At 71.1% G+C, this 18,538-nt stretch carries 17 protein-coding genes; 9 read left to right on the forward strand and 8 right to left on the reverse strand.

Going from position 1 to position 18,538, the window contains the following annotated elements:
• Nucleotides 1–10 precede the first annotated feature (10 nt).
• Entirely contained in the window at nt 11–421 is a 411-nt protein-coding gene (locus MMF94_RS32575) for an OsmC family protein (RefSeq protein WP_241041262.1), read from the reverse strand.
• Nucleotides 422–759: 338 nt separating this feature from the next.
• Here MMF94_RS32575 and uvrA point away from each other — a divergent pair, with 338 nt between their 5' ends.
• The gene (gene uvrA / locus MMF94_RS32580) at nt 760–3,729 is read left to right on the forward strand and encodes an excinuclease ABC subunit UvrA (RefSeq protein WP_241041263.1); all 2,970 of its coding nucleotides are present in this window, start codon (nt 760–762) and stop codon (nt 3,727–3,729) included.
• Nucleotides 3,730–3,745: 16 nt separating this feature from the next.
• Here the strand turns inward: uvrA and MMF94_RS32585 are convergent, their stop codons facing one another.
• Nucleotides 3,746–4,834, reverse strand: a complete 1,089-nt coding sequence (locus tag MMF94_RS32585) for a class I SAM-dependent methyltransferase (protein ID WP_241041264.1) — start codon at nt 4,832–4,834, stop codon at nt 3,746–3,748.
• A 330-nt stretch (nt 4,835–5,164) separates the two neighbouring features.
• On the opposite strand from MMF94_RS32585, the gene MMF94_RS32590 reads away from it, so the two are divergent.
• Nucleotides 5,165–6,040, forward strand: coding sequence for a helix-turn-helix domain-containing protein (locus tag MMF94_RS32590; protein ID WP_241041265.1), 876 nt, complete (start codon nt 5,165–5,167; stop codon nt 6,038–6,040).
• Between the two features lie 29 nt (nt 6,041–6,069).
• Here MMF94_RS32590 and MMF94_RS32595 read toward each other — a convergent pair whose 3' ends face one another.
• Nucleotides 6,070–6,303: a DUF397 domain-containing protein gene (locus tag MMF94_RS32595; protein ID WP_241041266.1), complete on the reverse strand. Its 234-nt coding sequence runs from the start codon at nt 6,301–6,303 to the stop codon at nt 6,070–6,072.
• A gap of 927 nt (nt 6,304–7,230) precedes the next feature.
• Between MMF94_RS32595 and infC the strand changes: the two genes are divergently transcribed.
• The 6 genes from infC to pheT all read left to right on the forward strand — a co-directional run bounded on the left by infC (nt 7,231) and on the right by pheT (nt 13,040).
• A complete protein-coding gene (gene infC, locus MMF94_RS32600; protein WP_379660315.1) occupies nt 7,231–7,806 on the forward strand; it encodes a translation initiation factor IF-3 in 576 nt (191 codons plus the stop codon).
• Nucleotides 7,807–7,874: 68 nt separating this feature from the next.
• A complete protein-coding gene (gene rpmI, locus MMF94_RS32605) occupies nt 7,875–8,069 on the forward strand; it encodes a 50S ribosomal protein L35 (protein ID WP_241041268.1) in 195 nt (64 codons plus the stop codon).
• A gap of 51 nt (nt 8,070–8,120) precedes the next feature.
• The gene (rplT, locus tag MMF94_RS32610) at nt 8,121–8,510 is read left to right on the forward strand and encodes a 50S ribosomal protein L20 (RefSeq protein WP_241041269.1); all 390 of its coding nucleotides are present in this window, start codon (nt 8,121–8,123) and stop codon (nt 8,508–8,510) included.
• 68 nt (nt 8,511–8,578) lie between these two features.
• Nucleotides 8,579–9,433, forward strand: a complete 855-nt coding sequence (locus MMF94_RS32615; RefSeq protein WP_420852474.1) for a TrmH family RNA methyltransferase — start codon at nt 8,579–8,581, stop codon at nt 9,431–9,433.
• Between the two features lie 12 nt (nt 9,434–9,445).
• Entirely contained in the window at nt 9,446–10,510 is a 1,065-nt protein-coding gene (gene pheS, locus MMF94_RS32620) for a phenylalanine--tRNA ligase subunit alpha (RefSeq protein ID WP_241041270.1), read from the forward strand.
• Nucleotides 10,511–10,541: 31 nt separating this feature from the next.
• A complete protein-coding gene (gene pheT, locus MMF94_RS32625; RefSeq protein ID WP_277398871.1) occupies nt 10,542–13,040 on the forward strand; it encodes a phenylalanine--tRNA ligase subunit beta in 2,499 nt (832 codons plus the stop codon).
• Nucleotides 13,041–13,047: 7 nt separating this feature from the next.
• On the opposite strand, the gene MMF94_RS32630 is transcribed toward pheT, so the two are convergent.
• From MMF94_RS32630 to MMF94_RS32650, 5 genes are all read right to left on the reverse strand, one after another.
• Nucleotides 13,048–13,626 (reverse strand): hypothetical protein, encoded by a 579-nt coding sequence (locus MMF94_RS32630; protein WP_241041271.1) that lies wholly within the window; start codon nt 13,624–13,626, stop codon nt 13,048–13,050.
• A 122-nt stretch (nt 13,627–13,748) separates the two neighbouring features.
• On the reverse strand, nt 13,749–14,960 hold the full coding sequence (locus MMF94_RS32635; protein ID WP_241041272.1) for an acyl-CoA dehydrogenase family protein: 1,212 nt from the start codon (nt 14,958–14,960) through the stop codon (nt 13,749–13,751).
• A gap of 142 nt (nt 14,961–15,102) precedes the next feature.
• Nucleotides 15,103–16,152 carry an LLM class flavin-dependent oxidoreductase gene (locus MMF94_RS32640; RefSeq protein ID WP_241041273.1) on the reverse strand — a complete coding sequence of 350 codons (1,050 nt, stop codon included), beginning with the start codon at nt 16,150–16,152 and terminating at the stop codon, nt 15,103–15,105.
• A gap of 28 nt (nt 16,153–16,180) precedes the next feature.
• Nucleotides 16,181–16,897 carry a DNA alkylation repair protein gene (locus MMF94_RS32645; protein ID WP_241041274.1) on the reverse strand — a complete coding sequence of 239 codons (717 nt, stop codon included), beginning with the start codon at nt 16,895–16,897 and terminating at the stop codon, nt 16,181–16,183.
• Nucleotides 16,890–17,861 carry a helix-turn-helix transcriptional regulator gene (locus MMF94_RS32650; RefSeq protein WP_241041275.1) on the reverse strand — a complete coding sequence of 324 codons (972 nt, stop codon included), beginning with the start codon at nt 17,859–17,861 and terminating at the stop codon, nt 16,890–16,892. Before MMF94_RS32650 ends, MMF94_RS32645 begins: the two co-directional genes overlap by 8 nt.
• A 92-nt stretch (nt 17,862–17,953) precedes the next feature.
• Between MMF94_RS32650 and MMF94_RS32655 the strand changes: the two genes are divergently transcribed.
• Nucleotides 17,954–18,496: a DinB family protein gene (locus MMF94_RS32655; protein WP_241041276.1), complete on the forward strand. Its 543-nt coding sequence runs from the start codon at nt 17,954–17,956 to the stop codon at nt 18,494–18,496.
• The last annotated feature ends 42 nt before the right edge of the window (nt 18,497–18,538 follow it).

An 18,538-nucleotide genomic window follows, 5' to 3' on the forward strand; every position in this document is an offset into this window, starting at 1 on the left:
GGCCTCCGGGTCAGGACGCGCCGGTGGTGAGCTCCGTGCGGATCGTCAGTGCGTCGCGCAGCAGGACCGTGACCGGGGTGTGGTCGACCACCGAGGCGAGCTGCTCGCGCAGGTCCGGACTGACCTCGGCTTCGACGGTGACCCGGCGGTCCATCATCGGTGGCGACCCCGTGCGGAACCCGACGTGCACCGTCACCTCGCCTGGCTCGATATCCCAGAGCTGCAAGAACGTGCGGACCGACATCGCCGTGCAGGCCGACAGCGACCCGGCGAGCAGGCCGAACGGCGTGGCGCCCGCCGGTTCCGGCCCGAGATCGGCGGGGATCTCGCAGCTCAGCTCGAGCCCGTTGACCGTGACGCCGGCGGCCCGGCCGTCCCCGGTGGGCAGATGAGCGGTGGACCAGACGTTGGACTCTCCCACCCGATCGAGCGTAACCGTCGTCGCGGGCTGATCGGCCACACCCGGCCCGTGTCGTTCGAGCTCGGCGACGCCGTGCTGGAGGCGGTCCTCGACCCCCGCTGTACGGCCGTTCGAACGTCTGTGCGACCCTCGTTGCGGCGGTTCGGCTCGCCCGGCCCGCCGCCCGCCGGGCGAGCTAGCTGCCGGAACAGAACTGTCGGCGGCCGCGCTTAGCATGGATGAGGGCACACTGTCATGCCCCGGCCGTGTCGAGTCTGCTCGTGTCAGGCCCAGCTCGTGCCAGACCTTGCTCGTTGCCAGACCTGTTCGCCGTTCGGATTCACAGGAGGCTCCCCACCGTGGCCGACCGCAGCATTGATGGGCGTTCCGCCGACGCCGTGCGCCGTGTCGACGCTCCCCGTCTCGTTGTCCGCGGGGCCCGTGAGCACAACCTGCGCGGTGTCGATCTCGACCTGCCGCGCGACAGCCTCGTCGTCTTCACCGGGCTGTCCGGGTCGGGCAAGTCGAGCCTGGCGTTCGACACGATCTTCGCCGAGGGCCAGCGCCGGTACGTCGAGTCGCTGTCGGCGTACGCGCGGCAGTTCCTCGGCCAGATGGACAAGCCCGACGTCGACTTCATCGAGGGGCTCTCGCCCGCGGTGTCGATCGACCAGAAGTCCACCAACCGCAACCCACGGTCCACGGTCGGCACCATCACCGAGGTCTACGACTACCTGCGCCTGCTCTACGCACGGGCGGGCGTTCCGCACTGCCCGGTCTGCGGCCACGTCATCGAGAAGCAGACACCGCAGCAGATCGTCGACCAGGTGCTCGCGATGGAGGAGGGCAGCCGGTTCCAGGTGCTGGCGCCGGTCGTGCGCACCCGCAAGGGCGAGTTCGTCGACCTGTTCTCCACACTGCAGACGCAGGGCTACTCCCGTGTGATGGTCGACGGCACGGTGCACACGCTCACCGACCCTCCCACGCTCAAGAAGCAGGAGAAGCACGACATCTCCGTGGTGGTCGACCGGCTCACCGTCAAGGATTCGGCCAAGCAGCGGCTCACCGACTCGGTGGAGACCGCGCTGCGGCTGGCCGACGGCCTGGTCGTGCTCGACTTCGTCGATCTCCCCGACGACGACCCCCACCGCGAGCGCCGCTTCTCCGAGCGGATGGCCTGCCCCAACGGCCACCCGCTGAGCCTCGACGACCTCGAGCCCCGCACGTTCTCCTTCAACTCGCCCTACGGCGCGTGCCCCGAGTGCCACGGCATCGGGATCAAGAAGGAGGTCGACCCTGAGCTCGTCGTGCCCGACCACGAGGCGAGCCTCGCCGACGGCGCGATCGCTCCCTGGTCCGGCGGGCAGTCCGCGGAGTACTTCGGGCGCCTGCTGGACGGGCTGGCCAAGGCGATCGGGTTCCGGCTGGACACACCGTGGCGCAAGCTGCCCGCGGCCGCCCAGAAGGCGATCCTCCACGGCAGCACCGACCAGGTGCACGTCCGTTACCGCAACCGCTACGGCCGGGAGCGCTCCTACTACGCCAGCTACGAGGGCGTCATCCCGTTCCTCGAGCGCCGCCTCGACCAGACGGAGTCCGACTCGCAGCGGGAGCGCTACGAGGGATACATGCGCGACGTGCCGTGTCCTGCCTGCCAGGGGGCGCGGCTCAAGCCCGAGGTCCTGGCCGTCACCCTCGCCCATCGCGACCAGGGCGAGCGCTCGATCGCCGAGGTGTCGGCGATGTCGGTGTCGGAGTGCTCCGCGTTCCTCGACGGGATGGTGCTCGACGCCCGGCAGACCATGATCGCCGGCCGCATCCTCAAGGAGGTGCAGGCGCGGCTGGGCTTCCTGCTCGACGTCGGGCTCCACTATCTGTCTCTCGACCGCGCCGCCGGCTCACTCTCCGGCGGCGAGGCCCAGCGCATCCGGTTGGCCACGCAGATCGGCTCCGGGCTGGTGGGCGTGCTGTACGTGCTCGACGAGCCGTCCATCGGGCTTCACCAGCGCGACAACCGGCGCCTGATCCAGACGCTCGTCCGGCTGCGTGACCTGGGCAACACCCTGATCGTCGTCGAGCACGACGAGGACACCATCCGCGCGTCCGACTGGGCCGTCGACATCGGTCCGGGCGCGGGCGAGCACGGCGGTGAGATCGTCTACAGCGGGCCGGTTCCGGGGCTGGAGTCCCACGACACCTCGCTCACCGGGGCGTACCTGTCGGGCCGTCGCTCGATCCCGGTGCCCGACATCCGCCGGCCGGTCAACAAGAAGCGCCGGCTCACGGTGGTCGGTGCGCGCGAGCACAACCTGCGTGGCATCGACGTCGACATCCCGCTCGGCTGCCTCGTGTCGGTCACCGGGGTGTCGGGGTCGGGCAAGTCCACGCTGATCAACGACATTCTCGCCACTGTCCTGGCCAACAAGCTCAACAAGGCCCGGCAGGTCCCCGGCCGCCACACCCGGATCACGGGTCTCGACGAGCTCGACAAGCTGGTGCGGGTCGACCAGTCGCCGATCGGGCGCACCCCGCGGTCCAACCCGGCCACCTACACGGGCGTGTGGGACCAGATCCGCAAGCTGTTCGCGGCCACCACCGAGGCCAAGGTGCGCGGATACCAGCCCGGCCGGTTCTCGTTCAACGTCAAGGGCGGCCGCTGCGAGGCATGCTCCGGCGACGGCACGATCAAGATCGAGATGAACTTCCTGCCCGACGTCTATGTGCCGTGCGAGGTCTGCAAGGGCGCCCGGTACAACCGCGAGACGCTCGAGGTGCACTACAAGGGCAAGACGGTCGCCGAGGTGCTGGACATGCCGATCGAGGAGGCGGCCGAGTTCTTCGCGCCGATCAACTCGATCGCGCGCTACCTGCGCACGCTGGTCGACGTCGGGCTCGGCTACGTCCGGCTGGGCCAGCCGGCACCCACGCTCTCGGGTGGCGAGGCGCAGCGCGTCAAGCTCGCGTCGGAGCTGCAGAAGCGCTCCAACGGCCGCACCGTCTACATCCTCGACGAGCCCACCACGGGCCTGCACTTCGAGGACATCCGCAAGCTGCTCCAGGTGATCAACGGTCTGGTCGACAAGGGCAACTCGGTGATCGTGATCGAGCACAACCTCGACGTGATCAAGACCTCCGACTGGATCATCGACATGGGGCCGGAGGGTGGCTCGGGCGGCGGCACGGTGGTGGCGCAGGGCACACCGGAGCAGGTGGCGGCCAGCCCCGAGAGCTACACGGGCCAGTTCCTCGTCGGTCTCGTCACTCCGGAGGAGCCGGCGGTGGCCCCGGTGGCCGTCCGGCGGCGCCGCAAGGCTGCTGCGGCCGGCTGACCACCGGGGTTCCGGCTCACGTCAGGCGGTAGAAGCGGAAGAAGGCGTCGTCGATCGGGAGGACCTCGATGTCGGCGTACCCGGCCTCCTGGGCGTACCGGCGCAGGGTGTCCGGACGCATCACGGTGCCGGTGCCCACCGACGGCGCGTGCGCCAGCCCGTCCGGCAGGCAGCACGTGATGCTCCAGCCGTACATGAGCTGCTCGGTCTCGTCGCCGGGTGCGTGGAATCGCTCCGCCACGCGCTCGTCCACCACCAGCACGATCCCGTCGGGCGCGGCGATGCGGCGCATCGTCTCGAGCACGCCGACCGGGGCCGGCATGTCGTGGATGCACTCGAACGCGGTCACGAGGTCGTAGCGTCCGTCCGCGGTGGCGGCGTCGGCGCAGTGGAACCGCACGCGGTCCGCCACCCCGGCGTCGTTCGCGTTGCGCCGGGCCGCGTCGATCGAGGGTTCGTCCACGTCGTAGCCGTCCACGGTCACGTCGGGATGAGCGAGCGCGAGGCCGATGGACGACCAGCCGTACCCGCAGCCGACGTCGGCGATCCGGCCGCCCCGCTCCAGCACGTCCCGGATGGCGGGCACCGACGGGAAGTACTCGCGGGGGAGCGCCCCGAGGAACAGCGGGCGGTTGGCAGCGGCCTGAGCCTCGCGGGCGTCGGTGCCGAACTGGGCCCACGACACCCCGCCGCCGGACCGGTACGCGTCGACCAGCGCGTCCATGTGCTGCCCCATGCCGCCCACCATCCGGGCCAGCGGCAGCACGTGGTTCGGGCTGAGTACGTCGGTGAGCACCTCGGCGTGGGCGCTCGGCAGCCGGAAGCGCCGCTGATCGGGTGCTGCGGTGGCGTCGTCGACGGTGAGGACGCCGGCCACGGCCTGGTGTTCCAGCCACTCCCGCGCGTACCGCTCCGCTGTTCCGGTGCGGGCGGCCAGTTCGGGCGGGGTGAGCGGTCCCTCGGCGAGAGCCCGGTAGAAGCCGAGCCGATCACCCAGGTATGCAGCCTGGACGAGCTGGGCGCCGAGCACGGCGCCGAACAGACGCTCGACGAAGGCCTCGGTGGTCGACTCGGTATCGGTGGGCCTGGCTGTCGTCTCGGTCATCGGTGCTCCCTGGTGGATGCGGTGTGTCCGACGGCGACGCTGGGAGCGCGCCCTGTCGCATTGTTGTCAGCGCCCTGTCACTGCACCGACGGCCGCAGTGAGACCGGCGCGGATACCCATGGTATTTCCACTCGTGAGCTCTGCACGGTACTGCCAGTACCCGCACTCGTGATGATCGTCGGAGAAACCGTCCGGTACGGTGATCATCGTGACGTCGGACGCATCGCAGACGCCCGTCGACAACGCGCCTGTCCACGAGGTGGCGCCACAAATCCTCTGGCTCGCTCGTCGTGGCGAGAGGCTCGCGTGCGGCGGGATGTCACCGCAGTCGTGACGTCGTTTTCTCCGGGAGGAGAGTCCGCCAGGGGAGCCACGGCCCGGCGAATCGTGCTCGGCGCCCAGCTGCGACGGTTGCGAGAGTCGTCCGACATCTCGCGAGCCGACGCCGGGTACGCCATCCGCTCGTCGGAATCGAAGGTGTCGCGCATCGAGCTCGGCCGCGTCGCCCTCAAGGTGCGGGACATCTCCGATCTGCTCACCCTGTACGGAATTGCCGACGCCGCAGAGCGCGAGTCGTTCCTCGAGATGGTGGAGCAGGCGAACGAGCCGGGCTGGTGGCGCCGCTACAGCGACGTGATGCCCGGCTGGTTCCACGACTTCGTGGGTCTGGAGGAGTCCGCGTCGCGGATCCAGAGCTACGAGCTGCAGTTCGTGCCCGGCCTGCTGCAGACCGAGGCGTATGCACGCGCGATCGCCACCCGCGGGCGCGTCGGCTCCGCGTCGGAGGAAGGCGAGCGGCGGATCGCGCTGCGCATGCGGCGGCAGAAGATTCTCGGCGGCATGCACCCGCCGAAACTGTGGGTGGTGCTGGACGAGTCCGTTCTCCACCGGCCGATCGGCGGCCGAATGGTGATGCGGGAACAGCTCGATCGGCTGATCGAGCTCACGAAGCTGCCGAACATCACCATTCAGGTCGTGCCGTGGCAGTTGAGCGGATACGGCGCCGAAGGATCGTTCACGGTGCTGAGGTTCGCCGAGGCGGAGCTGCCGGACGTGGTGTACGTCGAGCATCTCAGTGGCGCGCTCTATCTCGACCGCCAGGACGAGATCGAGTTGTACGGAAGGGCCGTTGACCGCCTGACGGTGGACGCACTCACTCCCGACGAATCGCGACAATTGCTGGCGAAGGTGCTGACCGACCTCTGAGTGGCGGGAACGCCCTGGTCAGAAGGTGATCACGCGGGACGGAACTCTCCGTGCTCGACCCCGCCCAGGAAAGCGAGCCATTCGGCCCGGGTGAAGACGAGTGCGGGGCCGCTGGGGTGTCGTGAGTTGCGGACCGCGAACTCGCCGGTGTCGAGTGCGGCAACTTCGACACAGTTGCCCATTGCGCCGCTTCTGCTGCTCTTGCGCCAGACGGCGCCTCGAAGCAGTGCTGCTGAACCGCCCTCGTGATTCGTGTCGGGCACGTCATCATCCTCGCTCGTGCTGAGTTGGTGGCGCTCGTTCTGCACGAACCTTATCAGTTGCACCTGCACGTGCATTTGCACGGGTTGATGGGTCGGACTGCGCCTCATCGCTGCCGAGATGTCCGAATCGCGGTGATTCTGCAACAGTTTTTGCTGGTCAGCGCCGTGCGGCTCGGGATAGGGCTGTCCGGGCGGCTCGAGGAGGCCAAGCCTTCACCTCACGGTTCGTACAGGTGCACGTGCAGGCGGCTCTTGCATCTGCACCGATCGTTCGGCACGCTAAGGGGGTGCAGGGCAACTCGACGTCAACAACCCGTACCTCGGGCGACGCCGGGACGGGTGCGCGCAGAGGGAACGAAGCGGACTCTTCGCTGCGCCTCGTCAGCGGCCTGCGTGCATTGTTCCGCCGTGGAAATCATCGGCGCGGTGACGACCCGCGGCGCCAGTGGTGCATGACCGGGCACGCCTGAGCGATCCGATTCGGCGGGAGTGAGCCGCTTCGTCGCGCGGCCCTGTTCGAGCCCCGGCTCTCGGCCTCGCAGCGTTTCGTTCGCACCGAAACCGCAGGACAACGCCCGGATGGAGGGCGCCGGAGGCTGGGCCGCCATCGTCTTGCGGCGCACGCCCTATGATCGATATCAGCCTGCGTGCAGCTCGTCTCGACGTGGCGCCGGCGCCCCCGCGGGGGATTGACATCCCGCGCTCCTCAACCGTTACCGGGTGCGGGCACGGAGCGTGGCCGCGGGCTGCTATCCTGCGGAATGCGACCACCCTGTCGCGCGTTGCACAAGGCGTCAGGGCGATCAAGTGGAGCCCCGCTCCCACCCGCCGCCTCAGGCGTCCGGGTCCGGTCCGTCGATGAGCCACAGGCTCGTCGGGTGTGATCGTCGGGTTCAGGTCTCCGCTCCGTCGCACTACACGACGTCGATACGAGGAGACCCCATCAGCACAGAGACGCGCATCAACGACCGCATCCGAGTTCCCGAGGTCCGCCTGGTCGGACCCAACGGCGAACAGGTCGGCATCGTGCGTATCGAGGACGCCCTGCGGCTCGCGCAGGAGGCAGAGCTCGACCTTGTCGAGGTCGCGGCTCAGGCCCGCCCGCCGGTCTGCAAGCTCATGGACTACGGCAAGTTCAAGTACGAGAGCGCGCAGAAGGCCCGGGAGTCCCGCCGTAACCAGCAGCTCACCACGATCAAGGAGCAGAAGCTCCGGCCGAAGATCGACACCCACGACTACGAGACCAAGAAGCGCAATGTCGTGCGCTTCCTCGAGGGTGGCAACAAGGTGAAGGTCACCATCATGTTCCGCGGACGCGAGCAGTCCCGCCCCGAGCTGGGGTTCCGGCTGCTGCAGCGCCTCGCCGAGGACGTGGCGGAGCTGGGCACGGTCGAGGCTGCTCCCAAGCAGGACGGCCGCAACATGACGATGGTGATCGCTCCGAACAAGAAGCCGGCATCCCGCCCGCGCCCCGTCGCCCAGGCGGACGCACAGCAGGCCTGACGGCAGCAACGCCAGCACGACCAAACTGACGCCTCGCCCCCGAGGCGTCACCGGTGAACGGAACTGTCATGCCCAAGAACAAGACGCACAGTGGGATGTCCAAGCGGGTCAAGGTGACCGGCCGGGGCAAGATCCTGCGCCAGCAGACCGGCCTGCGGCACCGCCTCGAGGTCAAGTCGAGCAAGGAGACGCGTGACCTCTCGCGCGTCGTGCCTGTGAACAAGGCCGACGTCAAGCGCGTCAAGAAGCTGCTCGGCCGCTGACGCGGGCGCTCGCCCCCCTTCCCCGCCTGACCAAGACGTAAGGACACCCCCATGGCACGCGTGAAGCGCGCGGTCAACGCTCAGAAGAAGCGCCGCACCACCCTTGAGCTGGCCAGCGGCTACCGCGGACAGCGCTCGCGGCTGTACCGCAAGGCGAAGGAGCAGATGCTCCACTCGCTGAACTACGCCTACCGCGACCGTCGCGCCAAGAAGGGCGACTTCCGGCAGCTGTGGATCACCCGTATCAACGCGGCCGCCCGCGCCAACGGCATGACCTACAACCGCTTCATCCAGGGCCTCAAGGCCGCCGGCGTCGAGGTGGACCGCAAGATCCTCTCGGAGCTCGCCATCAGCGACCCGGCCGCCTTCACCGCCCTCGTCGAGCTGGCCAAGGCCAACGTGCCGGCCCAGAGCGGCCCGCAGGACGGGACCGCGGCCTGAGCCGTCCGTCAGGCACGGCCGTGACCGAACCGCCCGGTACACCGATCCGAGCGTCAGCGGAGATCGCGTTGACGCAGCGCACGCCGCGCGTCGTCGCAGCACGCAAGCTGCTCCGCCGCGCGGGACGCGATCGGGCCGGGCGGTTTCTCGTGGAAGGCGCACAGGCCGTCCGCGAGGCGCTGGAGTGGTCGGGCGCAGGATCGGGCCGGGTTCACGAGCTGTTCGTCACCGACGCGGCCGCGGCCCGTCACCCTGAGCTGGTCTCGGCGGCGCAGGCCGCCGGAGCCCGCCTCAGCCCGGTCCCCGAACCCGTCGCCGAGTCGCTGTCCGACACCGTCACCCCGCAAGGGCTGGTGGCCGTGTGCGACCTGCTCGACGTTCCGCTCGCCACCGCGCTGTCGAACGGGCCCGAGCTGGTCGCCGTGTGCGCCGACATCGCCGATCCCGGCAACGCGGGCACCGTCATCCGGGTGGCCGACGCGGCGGGCGCCGGTGCCGTGCTGCTCGCGGGGGAGACGGTCGACCCGCACAACGGAAAGGCCGTCCGGGCCTCCACGGGCAGCGTGTTCCACCTGCCCATCGCGCGCGACCGTGACGCCGACGCCGTGCTGGACGCCTGCCGCGCGGCCGGGCTCACGCTGCTCGTAGCCGACGGCCGCGGCGAGCTCGACCTGCACGATCCTGCCGCCGACGCTGTGCTCGCGGGGCCCGTCGCCTGGATATTCGGTGGCGAGGCACACGGCGTCCCGGCCACCGTTGCGGAGCGGGCCGACCACCGCGTCCGGGTGCCGATCCACGGCAGGGCGGAGAGCCTGAACCTCGCCACGGCCGCGGCGGTGTGTCTGTACGCGAGCGTGGCGGCACGACGTCGTCGAAGCCCGTCGGCGGCGGCCGTCGGAGAGCCGTCCCCGACCGGACCTTAGGATCGAGCCACCATGAGTGAGAGCACGGACGTGATGAGCCCGCTTGACCCGGATTCGCTGGACGCCGCCGTCGACGCGGCGGTCCAGGCTTTCGCGGGGGCCTCCGACCTGGCCGCGCTCGCCGCCGTCAAGCCGGCCCACCTGGGCGATCGCGCCCCGCTGCTGCTGGCGCGCCGCGAGCTCGGCTCGCTGCCCGGGCCGGAGCGTGCCGAGGCCGGCAAACGCGTCAACGCCGCCCGTCAGCGGGCGCAGGAGGCGTTCGACGTCCGCCGGGAGACGCTGGTCGCCGAGCGCGACGCGCGCGTGCTCGCCGAGGAGACCGTCGACGTCACGCTGCCGTGGGACCGCATCCCGCGCGGCGCGCGCCACCCGCTCACGCAGATCTCCGAGCAGATCGCGGACGTCTTCGTCGCGATGGGCTGGGAGGTCGCGGAGGGGCCCGAGGTCGAGTCGTCGTGGCTGAACTTCGACGCGCTGAACTTCGGCAAGGACCACCCTGCGCGCACCATGCAGGACACCTTCTACCTCGCCGGATCAGCAGCGGACGACTCCGAGAGCTCCGGCATGGTGCTGCGCACCCACACCTCACCGGTGCAGGTGCGGGCGCTGCTGCAGCGTGAGCTGCCCGTCTTCGTCGTCTGCCCGGGTCGTACCTTCCGCACCGACGCCCTCGACTCCACCCACACCCCGGTGTTCCATCAGGTGGAGGGCCTCGCCGTCGACAAGGGCATCACGATGGCGCACCTCAAGGGCACCCTCGACGCCTTCGCCCGCGCGATGTTCGGCGCCACGTCGCGCACTCGGCTGCGCCCGTCGTTCTTCCCGTTCACCGAGCCGTCCGCCGAGGTGGACGTGTGGTTCCCGGAGAAGAAGGGCGGGGCGGGCTGGGTGGAGTGGGGCGGCTGCGGCATGGTCAACCCCAACGTGCTGCGCGCCTGCGGCGTCGACCCCGATGTCTACTCCGGCTTCGCGTTCGGCATGGGCCTGGAGCGCACGCTGCAGTTCCGCAACGGCATCCCCGACATGCGCGACATGGTCGAGGGCGACGTCCGGTTCAGCCGCGCGTTCGGCGTCTGAGTCCGGCATCTGATCCCCCAGGAGCAACCCCGTGCGCGTTTCCCAGTCCTGGCTCGCCGAGATGCTCGGCGCCGGCAACGTCCCACCGGCAGATGACACCGCCGAGGCGTTCGTCCGTGTCGGCCTCGAGATCGAGGACATCCACCGGGCACCCGACCTCACCGGTCCGGTCGTCGTCGGCCGCGTGCTGGAGTTCGAGGTGCTCGCCGGGCTGAAGAAGCCGATCCGGTGGTGCCAGGTCGACGTGGGGGAGCCTGAGCCGCGGGGGATCATCTGCGGCGCGAGCAACTTCGCGGTCGGCGACCTGGTGGTCGTCGCGCTGCCGGGGACCATGCTCCCCGGCGGCTTCGAGATCTCGGCCCGCAAGACCTACGGCCACATCTCCGACGGCATGATCTCCTCGGCACGGGAGTTGGGCATCGGCGCCGACCACGCCGGCATCCTGGTGCTCCCGGAGGGCACCGCGGCGCCCGGCGACGACGCTCGCCGCCTGCTGGGTCTCTCGCCCGACGACCCGGACGACGTGATCGAGCTGAACATCACGCCCGACCGCGGCTACTGCTTCTCCGTGCGCGGGCTGGGCCGCGAGCTCGCCTGTTCGCTGGACGTCGGCTACACCGACCCGGCTGCCCGGGTCGAGGTCCCGCCGGCCCAGGGCGAGGCCTGGCCGGTCGTGCTCGCCGACTCGGCGTGCCCGCGGTTCGTCGCCAGCCGGGTGGACGGGGTCGACCCCGCCGCTGCCGCGCCGTGGTGGATGCAGCGGCGCCTGCTGGCCGCGGGCATGCGGCCCATCTCGCTGATCGTCGACGTCACCAACTACGTGATGCTCGAGCTGGGGCAGCCGCTGCACGCCTACGACGCCGCCCGGGTGACCGGCCCGATCGTCGTGCGGCGGGCCCGGGCGGGGGAGAAGCTGCGCACCCTCGACGACGTCGAGCGCACCCTGAACCCCGACGACCTCCTGATCACCGACGACTCCGGCCCGATCGGGCTGGCCGGTGTGATGGGCGGGGCGTCCACCGAGATCGCGGGCCCGAACGAGAACGGCCGGATCGACGTGCTGATCGAGGCCGCGCACTTCGACCCCGCCGTGATCGCGCGGGCCGCGCGCCGCCACAAGCTGCCCAGCGAGGCGTCCCGGCGCTTCGAGCGGGTGGTCGACCCGCTGCTGCCGCCCGTGGCCGCCGAGCGCGCCGCGCAACTGCTCGTCGAGCACGGCGGTGGCACGATCGTCCCCGGCCGCACCGACGCCGGCGCCGCACCGCGGTCCGTCCCCGTCGAGATGGCACTGGAGCTGCCCGACCACGTCGCCGGCATCGCCTACCCGCCCGGCGCCACCGTGCGCAGGCTCACGCAGATCGGCTGCAGCGTCGAGCTCATCACGGGCGACGACGGCCGCGGGCACGTGGTGGCCCTGCCGCCGTCCTGGCGACCCGACCTCGTCCAGCCTGCCGACCTCGTCGAGGAGGTGCTGCGGCTCGAAGGGCTTGACGTGATCCCGTCGGTGCTGCCCGCCGCCCCACCCGGGCGCGGGCTGACCCCGGCCCAGCTGCGCCGTCGTGTCGTCTCGCGTGCGCTGGCCGAGGACGGGTACGTCGAGGTGCTGCCGTTCCCGTTCGTCGACCCGGCCGTCTGGGACGCGTTCGGTCTTGCGGCCGACGACGTCCGCCGCCGCACCGTGCACGTGCTCAACCCGCTCGACGCCGAGCGTGCAGAGCTCGCCGGCACACTGCTCCCGGGCTTGCTCGACGCGCTGATCCGCAACCGCTCCCGTGGCGCAGCCGACCTCGCGCTCTACCACATCGGCCAGGTCGTCCTGCCGCACGCGAAGCCCGTGCCGATGCCCGATCCCGCTGTCGACGCCCGCCCCTCCGACGCGGAGCTTGCACAGATCGAGGCCGCCTTGCCCGCCCAGCCCGTGCACGTCGGGGTGGTGCTGGCCGGCGACCGCGAGGCGCGAGGCTGGTGGGGCGAGGGCCGGGCCGCGAACTGGGCCGACGCCGTGGAGGCCGGACGCCTGGTAGGGCAGGCCGCAGGCGTGGAGCTGCGCGTCACGGCGGCGTCGCTCCCTCCGTTCCACCCCGGCCGTTGCGCCGCGCTGCGCGTGGGCGACTGGATCGTCGGGCACGCGGGGGAGCTGCACCCCAAGGTCGTGGAGGCCCTCGGGCTGCCGGAGCGCACCTGTGCCATGGAGCTCGACCTCGACCTCCTCCCGCTGGACGACCGGCGCCCGGCGCCGCAGGTGTCGCCGTACCCGCCGATCGCGGTGGACGTCGCGCTCGTGGCCGACGCGTCCGTGCCTGCCGCGGAGCTGGCCGACGCGCTCACCGACGGAGGCGGCGAGCTGCTCGAGGACGTCCGGCTCTTCGACGTCTACACGGGCGAGCAGGTGGGGGCGGGCCGCCGCTCGCTGGCGTTCACCCTCCGTTTCCGCGCCCCCGACCGCACGCTGACGAGCGAGGAGGCCAACGCCGCTCGCGACTCCGCCGTGGCCGTGGCCGCCGAGCGGCACATGGCGACCCTGCGCTGACTCCGCGTCAGGCAGGCAGGCGGGAGAGCGCGGCCGCGGCCGCGCTGCGCCAGGCGTCGTCGGAGGGCGCACGGCCGGCCACGAGGATCGTCACCAGGTAGCGGGGGCTCGCCAGTTGCATCGTGGGCCCGGTGGCGGTGTCGATCACCGCGGCCGCATCGCCGACGTCCGGCAGGTCGCGGCGCCCCGCCGGCCCGGCCCGGACGTAGTCGGCGGGAGTGCCCGAGCGCACGGTGTAGACGTTGATCATGGCGATCGGCTCCGTGCCGTCGATGGCGACGCAGGCGGCGCTGCGGGATCCGTCCTCGCGCTGGACCGAGCCCTGCACCGGCGGCCGCACCGTGGAACCCACCAGCTCGCCGAACTCGGCGGCGTTGAGCAGGCATTCGTCCGGGAGCGGATCGACGTCCAGGCCGCTGCGCGGACCGCGAGGCGTGGCGGGGGTGGCGGGCTCGGGCGAGGTGGCCCGCTGTGGTGCCGCTGCTGCCGGGGCCGTGGGCGCCCCATTGCCCGGGACGGAGACGGTGCAGCCAGTGGCCACAAGGGCGAGTACGACAACAGCCGGTCCGAGCCACGCGCGCAGCACGAGGGGCGACAGTAGCCGGACGGATCGCTGTCACGGGGCGGTTCGGAGCTTTCCGCCGCCGACGGCCTCGGGATGCTTGCGCCGGTAGTCGTGACCTACCGGCCACGGTATGACCGCAAACGTCAGAGATGGAACGGATCGATCTCCAGTCCGAGCAGTGCCTGTCCGGCACCTCGCCACCGGCCCCGCGAGAACGCGATGTGCTGGCCGGCGACATTGACGTCGCGCCAGCAGCGCTGGATGACGTCACCTGCGAGTGCAGAGGACACCCCGGCTGTCTCGAACGCCAGATTGACCGCCTGTACCGCACTGCGCGTCGCGAACTGTGCAGCCAGGGCGTACTCCGTGCGCAGCGGCAGCGGCACCTCAACTCCCGATTGCACTGCAGACCACGTCCGCTCGGTGACGTCGAGCAGGAAGCTGCGGCCGGCCCGCAGTGCGGCCTCCGCCTCGGCCAGTCGGACCTGTACGTCCTGGTCCTGGACCAGCGGCGCCATCTCGCGGGTCTTGTGCCGGCAGAGCTCGGTCAGCTCGTCGAGCGCGCGCCGCGCCACCCCGAGGGGAATGCCGACGAGCAGCGAACGGACAGCGGTGAAGAATGGCACGCGGTACAGAGCTCCGCCGGCCCGCGGTGGCTCGTAAAACGGCATCAGCGTCCGTTCGGCCGGCACGAACACGCCCTCGGCGAGCACGTCGTGGCTGCCGGAGCCGCGCAGGCCGGCCGCATCATTCCACGTCGGCAGGACTTGCAGCTCCGTGGCCGGGAGCACCGCCCAGCGCATCATCGGGCGCTCGCCCAAGGTCCGCGGCACCCCGTCCGGGCCCACGACGACGACGCCCACCGAGATCATCGTTGCGTGCGGGGCACCGCTCACGAAGGACCATCGACCGGAGACCCGATATCCGCCGTCCTCCTCGACAGCCTGCCCGGTCGGGGCGAACGACGACGAGACCGGTTGCCCGGGCCTCCCGTCGAGCAGCCGGGCCGCGACGCTCTGATCCAGCCAGGCGAAGAACATCGAGCTGTTCCCGGTCATGGCCGCCCACGCCGCGGAACCGTCAGCGTGGGCGAGGGTCTCGGCCGTCCGGACCAGGGTCGCGGGATCGGCCTCGAAGCCGCCGAGGCTGAGCGGGAGCCCGAGCCGAAACATGCCGGCCGCCTCGAGCAGTTCGACGACGTCGGCAGGCAGCGTGCCGATGGCGGACGCCTCGGGTGCGCGTGCGCTCAGATGGGGAGCCAGTGCGGCTGCAGCCGCTGGCAGCTCAACGTGAACCGACTCGCCGACGACGTCCGACAGTGTTTCCGACGCCGTCATCGCTTCCTCTGCTGTCACGACTTCCTCCTGGCGTAGCCCCGGCGAGGCTCTCGGACTCCCGCACGTCCCACACATGCGATTGGTTCGATAGATCCCAGGCGATCAATCTCACTTTCCCGGGTTGCGTGCGCGAGTTGTCCGGTGGCGGCCGGGTGGGGCGTCAGCTCGTGGCCGGGGCCACCACTGCCTCGCGGCGGGCCACCTCCGCACGAACCCGCGGCGCCACCTCGGTGCCCAGCAGCTCGATGGCCCGCAGCACGTCCCGGTGCGGGACGCTGCCGATCGCGACCTGGATCGCCGTTCGCTGGTGCCCGAACAGCTCGTGCTGGAAGAGGATCTTCTCGGCCACCTGCTCGGGCGAGCCCACGACGTACGCCCCTCGCAGCGCGACCTGCGCGTCGAACGCGGCGCGGTTGGTCGGTCCCCAGCCGCGCTCGCGCCCGATCCGGTTCATGACCTCCGAGTGCGCCGGGTAGTAGATGTCCCCCGCGGCCTGCGACGTCTCGGCGACGAAGCCGTGGAGGTTGAGGCTGACCGGCAGCGACCCGTGGCCGCTGCGCGTCAGGGCCTCCCGGTACAGCTGGGCGAGCGGCACGAACCGCTCCGGCTCACCACCGATGATCGCGAGCGCCAGCGGCAGCCCGAGCGCCCCGGCCCGCACGACCGAGTGCGGGTTGCCTCCGACGGCCACCCAGATCGGCAGCGGGTCCTGCACCGGCCGCGGGTACACCGGCTGGTCGTGCAGCGGCGCGCGCAGCCGTCCCGACCAGGTGACCCGTTCCGCGTCACGGATGGCCAGCAGCAGGTCGAGCTTCTCGGCGAATAGCTCGTCGTAGTCGGCGAGGTCGTAGCCGAAGAGAGGGAAGGACTCGGTGAACGACCCGCGCCCGGCCATGATCTCGGCGCGGCCTGCAGAGAGCAGATCCAGCGTCGAGAACTGCTGGAACACCCGCACCGGGTCGTCGGAGCTCAGCACGGTGACGGCGCTGGTCAGCCGGATCCGGGAGCTGCGTTCGGCGCCGGCCGCAAGGATCATCGCCGGAGCGGATGCGGCGTAGTCGGGGCGATGATGCTCGCCGACGCCGAAGATCTCCAGGCCGACCTCGTCGGCCAGCGTGATCTCCTCGACCACCTCGCGTACCCGCTGCGTCGGCCCGACGCCACGGGGGTCGAGGCTGACGTCGGCGAAGGTGTGCACTCCGATTTCCACGCCGCCACCAACTCCGGTGCGTGGTTCGTCATTCCCCGAGATGCTTGAGCGCTTCCCGGCGGGAGAGCGGCGAGAGCCCGGGGTGGTCGGCGACGAACTCGCGTACCCAGTCCGGGTCGACTCGGGTGTGCCGGCGCAGCGCCCACCCGATGCCTTTGCGCAGGAAGAAGTCGGGATCGCCGAGGTTGGCCTCGACGGCGTAGCGCAAGAGGTCGAGGTCGGTGGCCGCGCCCGAGCCGAGCTGGCTGATCACCGCCGTGCGGCGCAGCCACCTGTCCTCGTCGGTGGCCCACGCGCGCAGCACCGGCGTGAGCTGCGCCGGGTGGGCTCGCAACAGCGGCCCGATCCGCCTGCTCGTGATGTCGTCGGTGAAGTCCCACCACGCTCCCGTGACGATCCAGTCCCGCAGCAGCGGCACCCACGAGGGGTCGGGCCAGCGCCGGTAGCGGCTGTGGTCGACGAGGGCGAGCGCGAGATAGCGCTCCTCGCGGAAGCGGGCGCCGGTCCACAGCTCCTCGGCCGCCGAACGCAGCGCTGCCGCGTCCGGAAGCGGGCACTCGGCCACCAGCATGCGCACCAGCTGGATCCGCGCGGGTTTGGGCACTCCCCGGAACGGCATCTCCGACTTCATGTAGCGCTGCATCTGCGGTGCGGCGACAGGATCGGCCAGCTCGGCGAGGCCGATGCGGGCGCGCTCGACGATCGGCAGCACGCCCGTGCCGCTACGGGGCCCGTGGTCAGTCACGATCGGTCGTTCCGGTGGCCCGGCCGAACGTCCGCGCCCAGCCGTGAACGTGGTCGAGCAGCTCGGGCGGCGACAGCACGGTGAAGTCGGCGCCCAGCGATCCCAGCGCCATCGCCGGCCAGTCCAGCGAGTCGGCCCGCATCCGCAGCAGGCACCGGCCGTCGCCGGCCTCCTCCACGTCGGCCCACCTGCCGAGGTGCTGCCGGACCACCGTCGCCGGTGCGGCGACCAGCACCTCGACGGCATGGGAGGTTGGCAGGTTGCCCAGACCCGCCCGGACGAACGCCGCTGCGTCCTCGGCGGGGAGCTCGCGCGGCCGGAACCGGGCCCCCGTATTGCGTGGCCGGTCGAGGCGGTCCAGGCGGAAGCTGCGCCAGTCGTGCCGGGTGAGGTCGTAGGCGACCAGGTACCAGCGCCGGCCCAGCGGGACGAGTCGCAGGGGCTCCACGTGCCGATCGGTCCGTTCGCCGCCTGCCGCGGTGTAGCCGAACTCGAGCCGTTCGGTGTCGCGACAGGCCTGGGCGAGCACGGTGAGCACGCCGGGGTCGACGCTGGGACCCGTGCCGTTCCATCCGGCGGGCACGGTCATGGCCCGCAGGGCCTCCATCCGCCGGCGCAGCCGGGGCGGCATCACCTGGACCACCTTGGCCAGGGCGCGCACGGACGACTCGGCGATTCCCGCGACGCCGCCCTGCGCGGCGGCCTGCAGTCCGACGGCGAGGGCGACGGCCTCTTCGTCGTCGAGCACCAGCGGGGGCAGCGCGGCGCCCGCGGCCAGCTGGTAGCCACCGTCCACCCCGCGGTTCGCCTCGACGGGGTAGCCCAGCTCGCGCAGCCGGTCGATGTCGCGGCGCAGCGTCCGCACGGAGACGTCGAGCCGCTCCGCCAGCTCGGTGCCCGGCCAGTACCGGTGGGTCTGCAGGAGCGAGAGCAGCCGCAGCGTCCGCGAGCTCGTGTTGGCCATGGTGGAGATTCTCCGGCAATTGAGGTCAGAAAGTGGCATGAATGGTCGTACCGTACTTCTCGACGGACCCCCGAGACCGAAGGACGACACCGATGACCAGCACGGAAGCGACCACCATCGACGAGCGCACCGACCTGCTGGAGGTCCTGGCGACGCGTCGTCAGTTCCTCCGCTACACGGTGCAGGGACTCACCGACGACCAGGCGCGGCAGCGCACCACGGCCAGCGCGCTGTGCCTCGGTGGCCTGGTGAAGCACGTCGCCGAGGTCGAGCGCGGATGGGCGGACTTCATCGTCGAAGGCCCGTCCGCCGTCGCCGGTGGTGGCTGGGACGGCGAGGAGCCGACGCAGGAAGTGATCGACTCGTGGTCGGCGAAGTTCCAGCTGCTCCCCGACGAGACCCTCGCCGGTGTGCTCGCCGAGTACGAGGAGGTGGCGCGCCGTACCGATGAGCTGGTGCGCACCCTCCCGGACCTCGGGGTCTCCCACCCGCTCCCCGAGGCTCCGTGGTTCGAGAAGGGCAAGCGCTGGTCGTTCCGGCAGGTGTTCCTGCACATCATCGCGGAGACCACCCAGCACGCCGGGCACGCCGACATCATCAGGGAGTCCCTGGACGGGCAGAAGACGATGGGGTGATTGCCGCCGTGATCCGAACTCGATTGCATTGACTTGCGCTCT

Origin of the sequence: Pseudonocardia alaniniphila, assembly GCF_022524485.1 — a bacterium.
Lineage (GTDB): Bacteria > Actinomycetota > Actinomycetes > Mycobacteriales > Pseudonocardiaceae > Pseudonocardia > Pseudonocardia alaniniphila.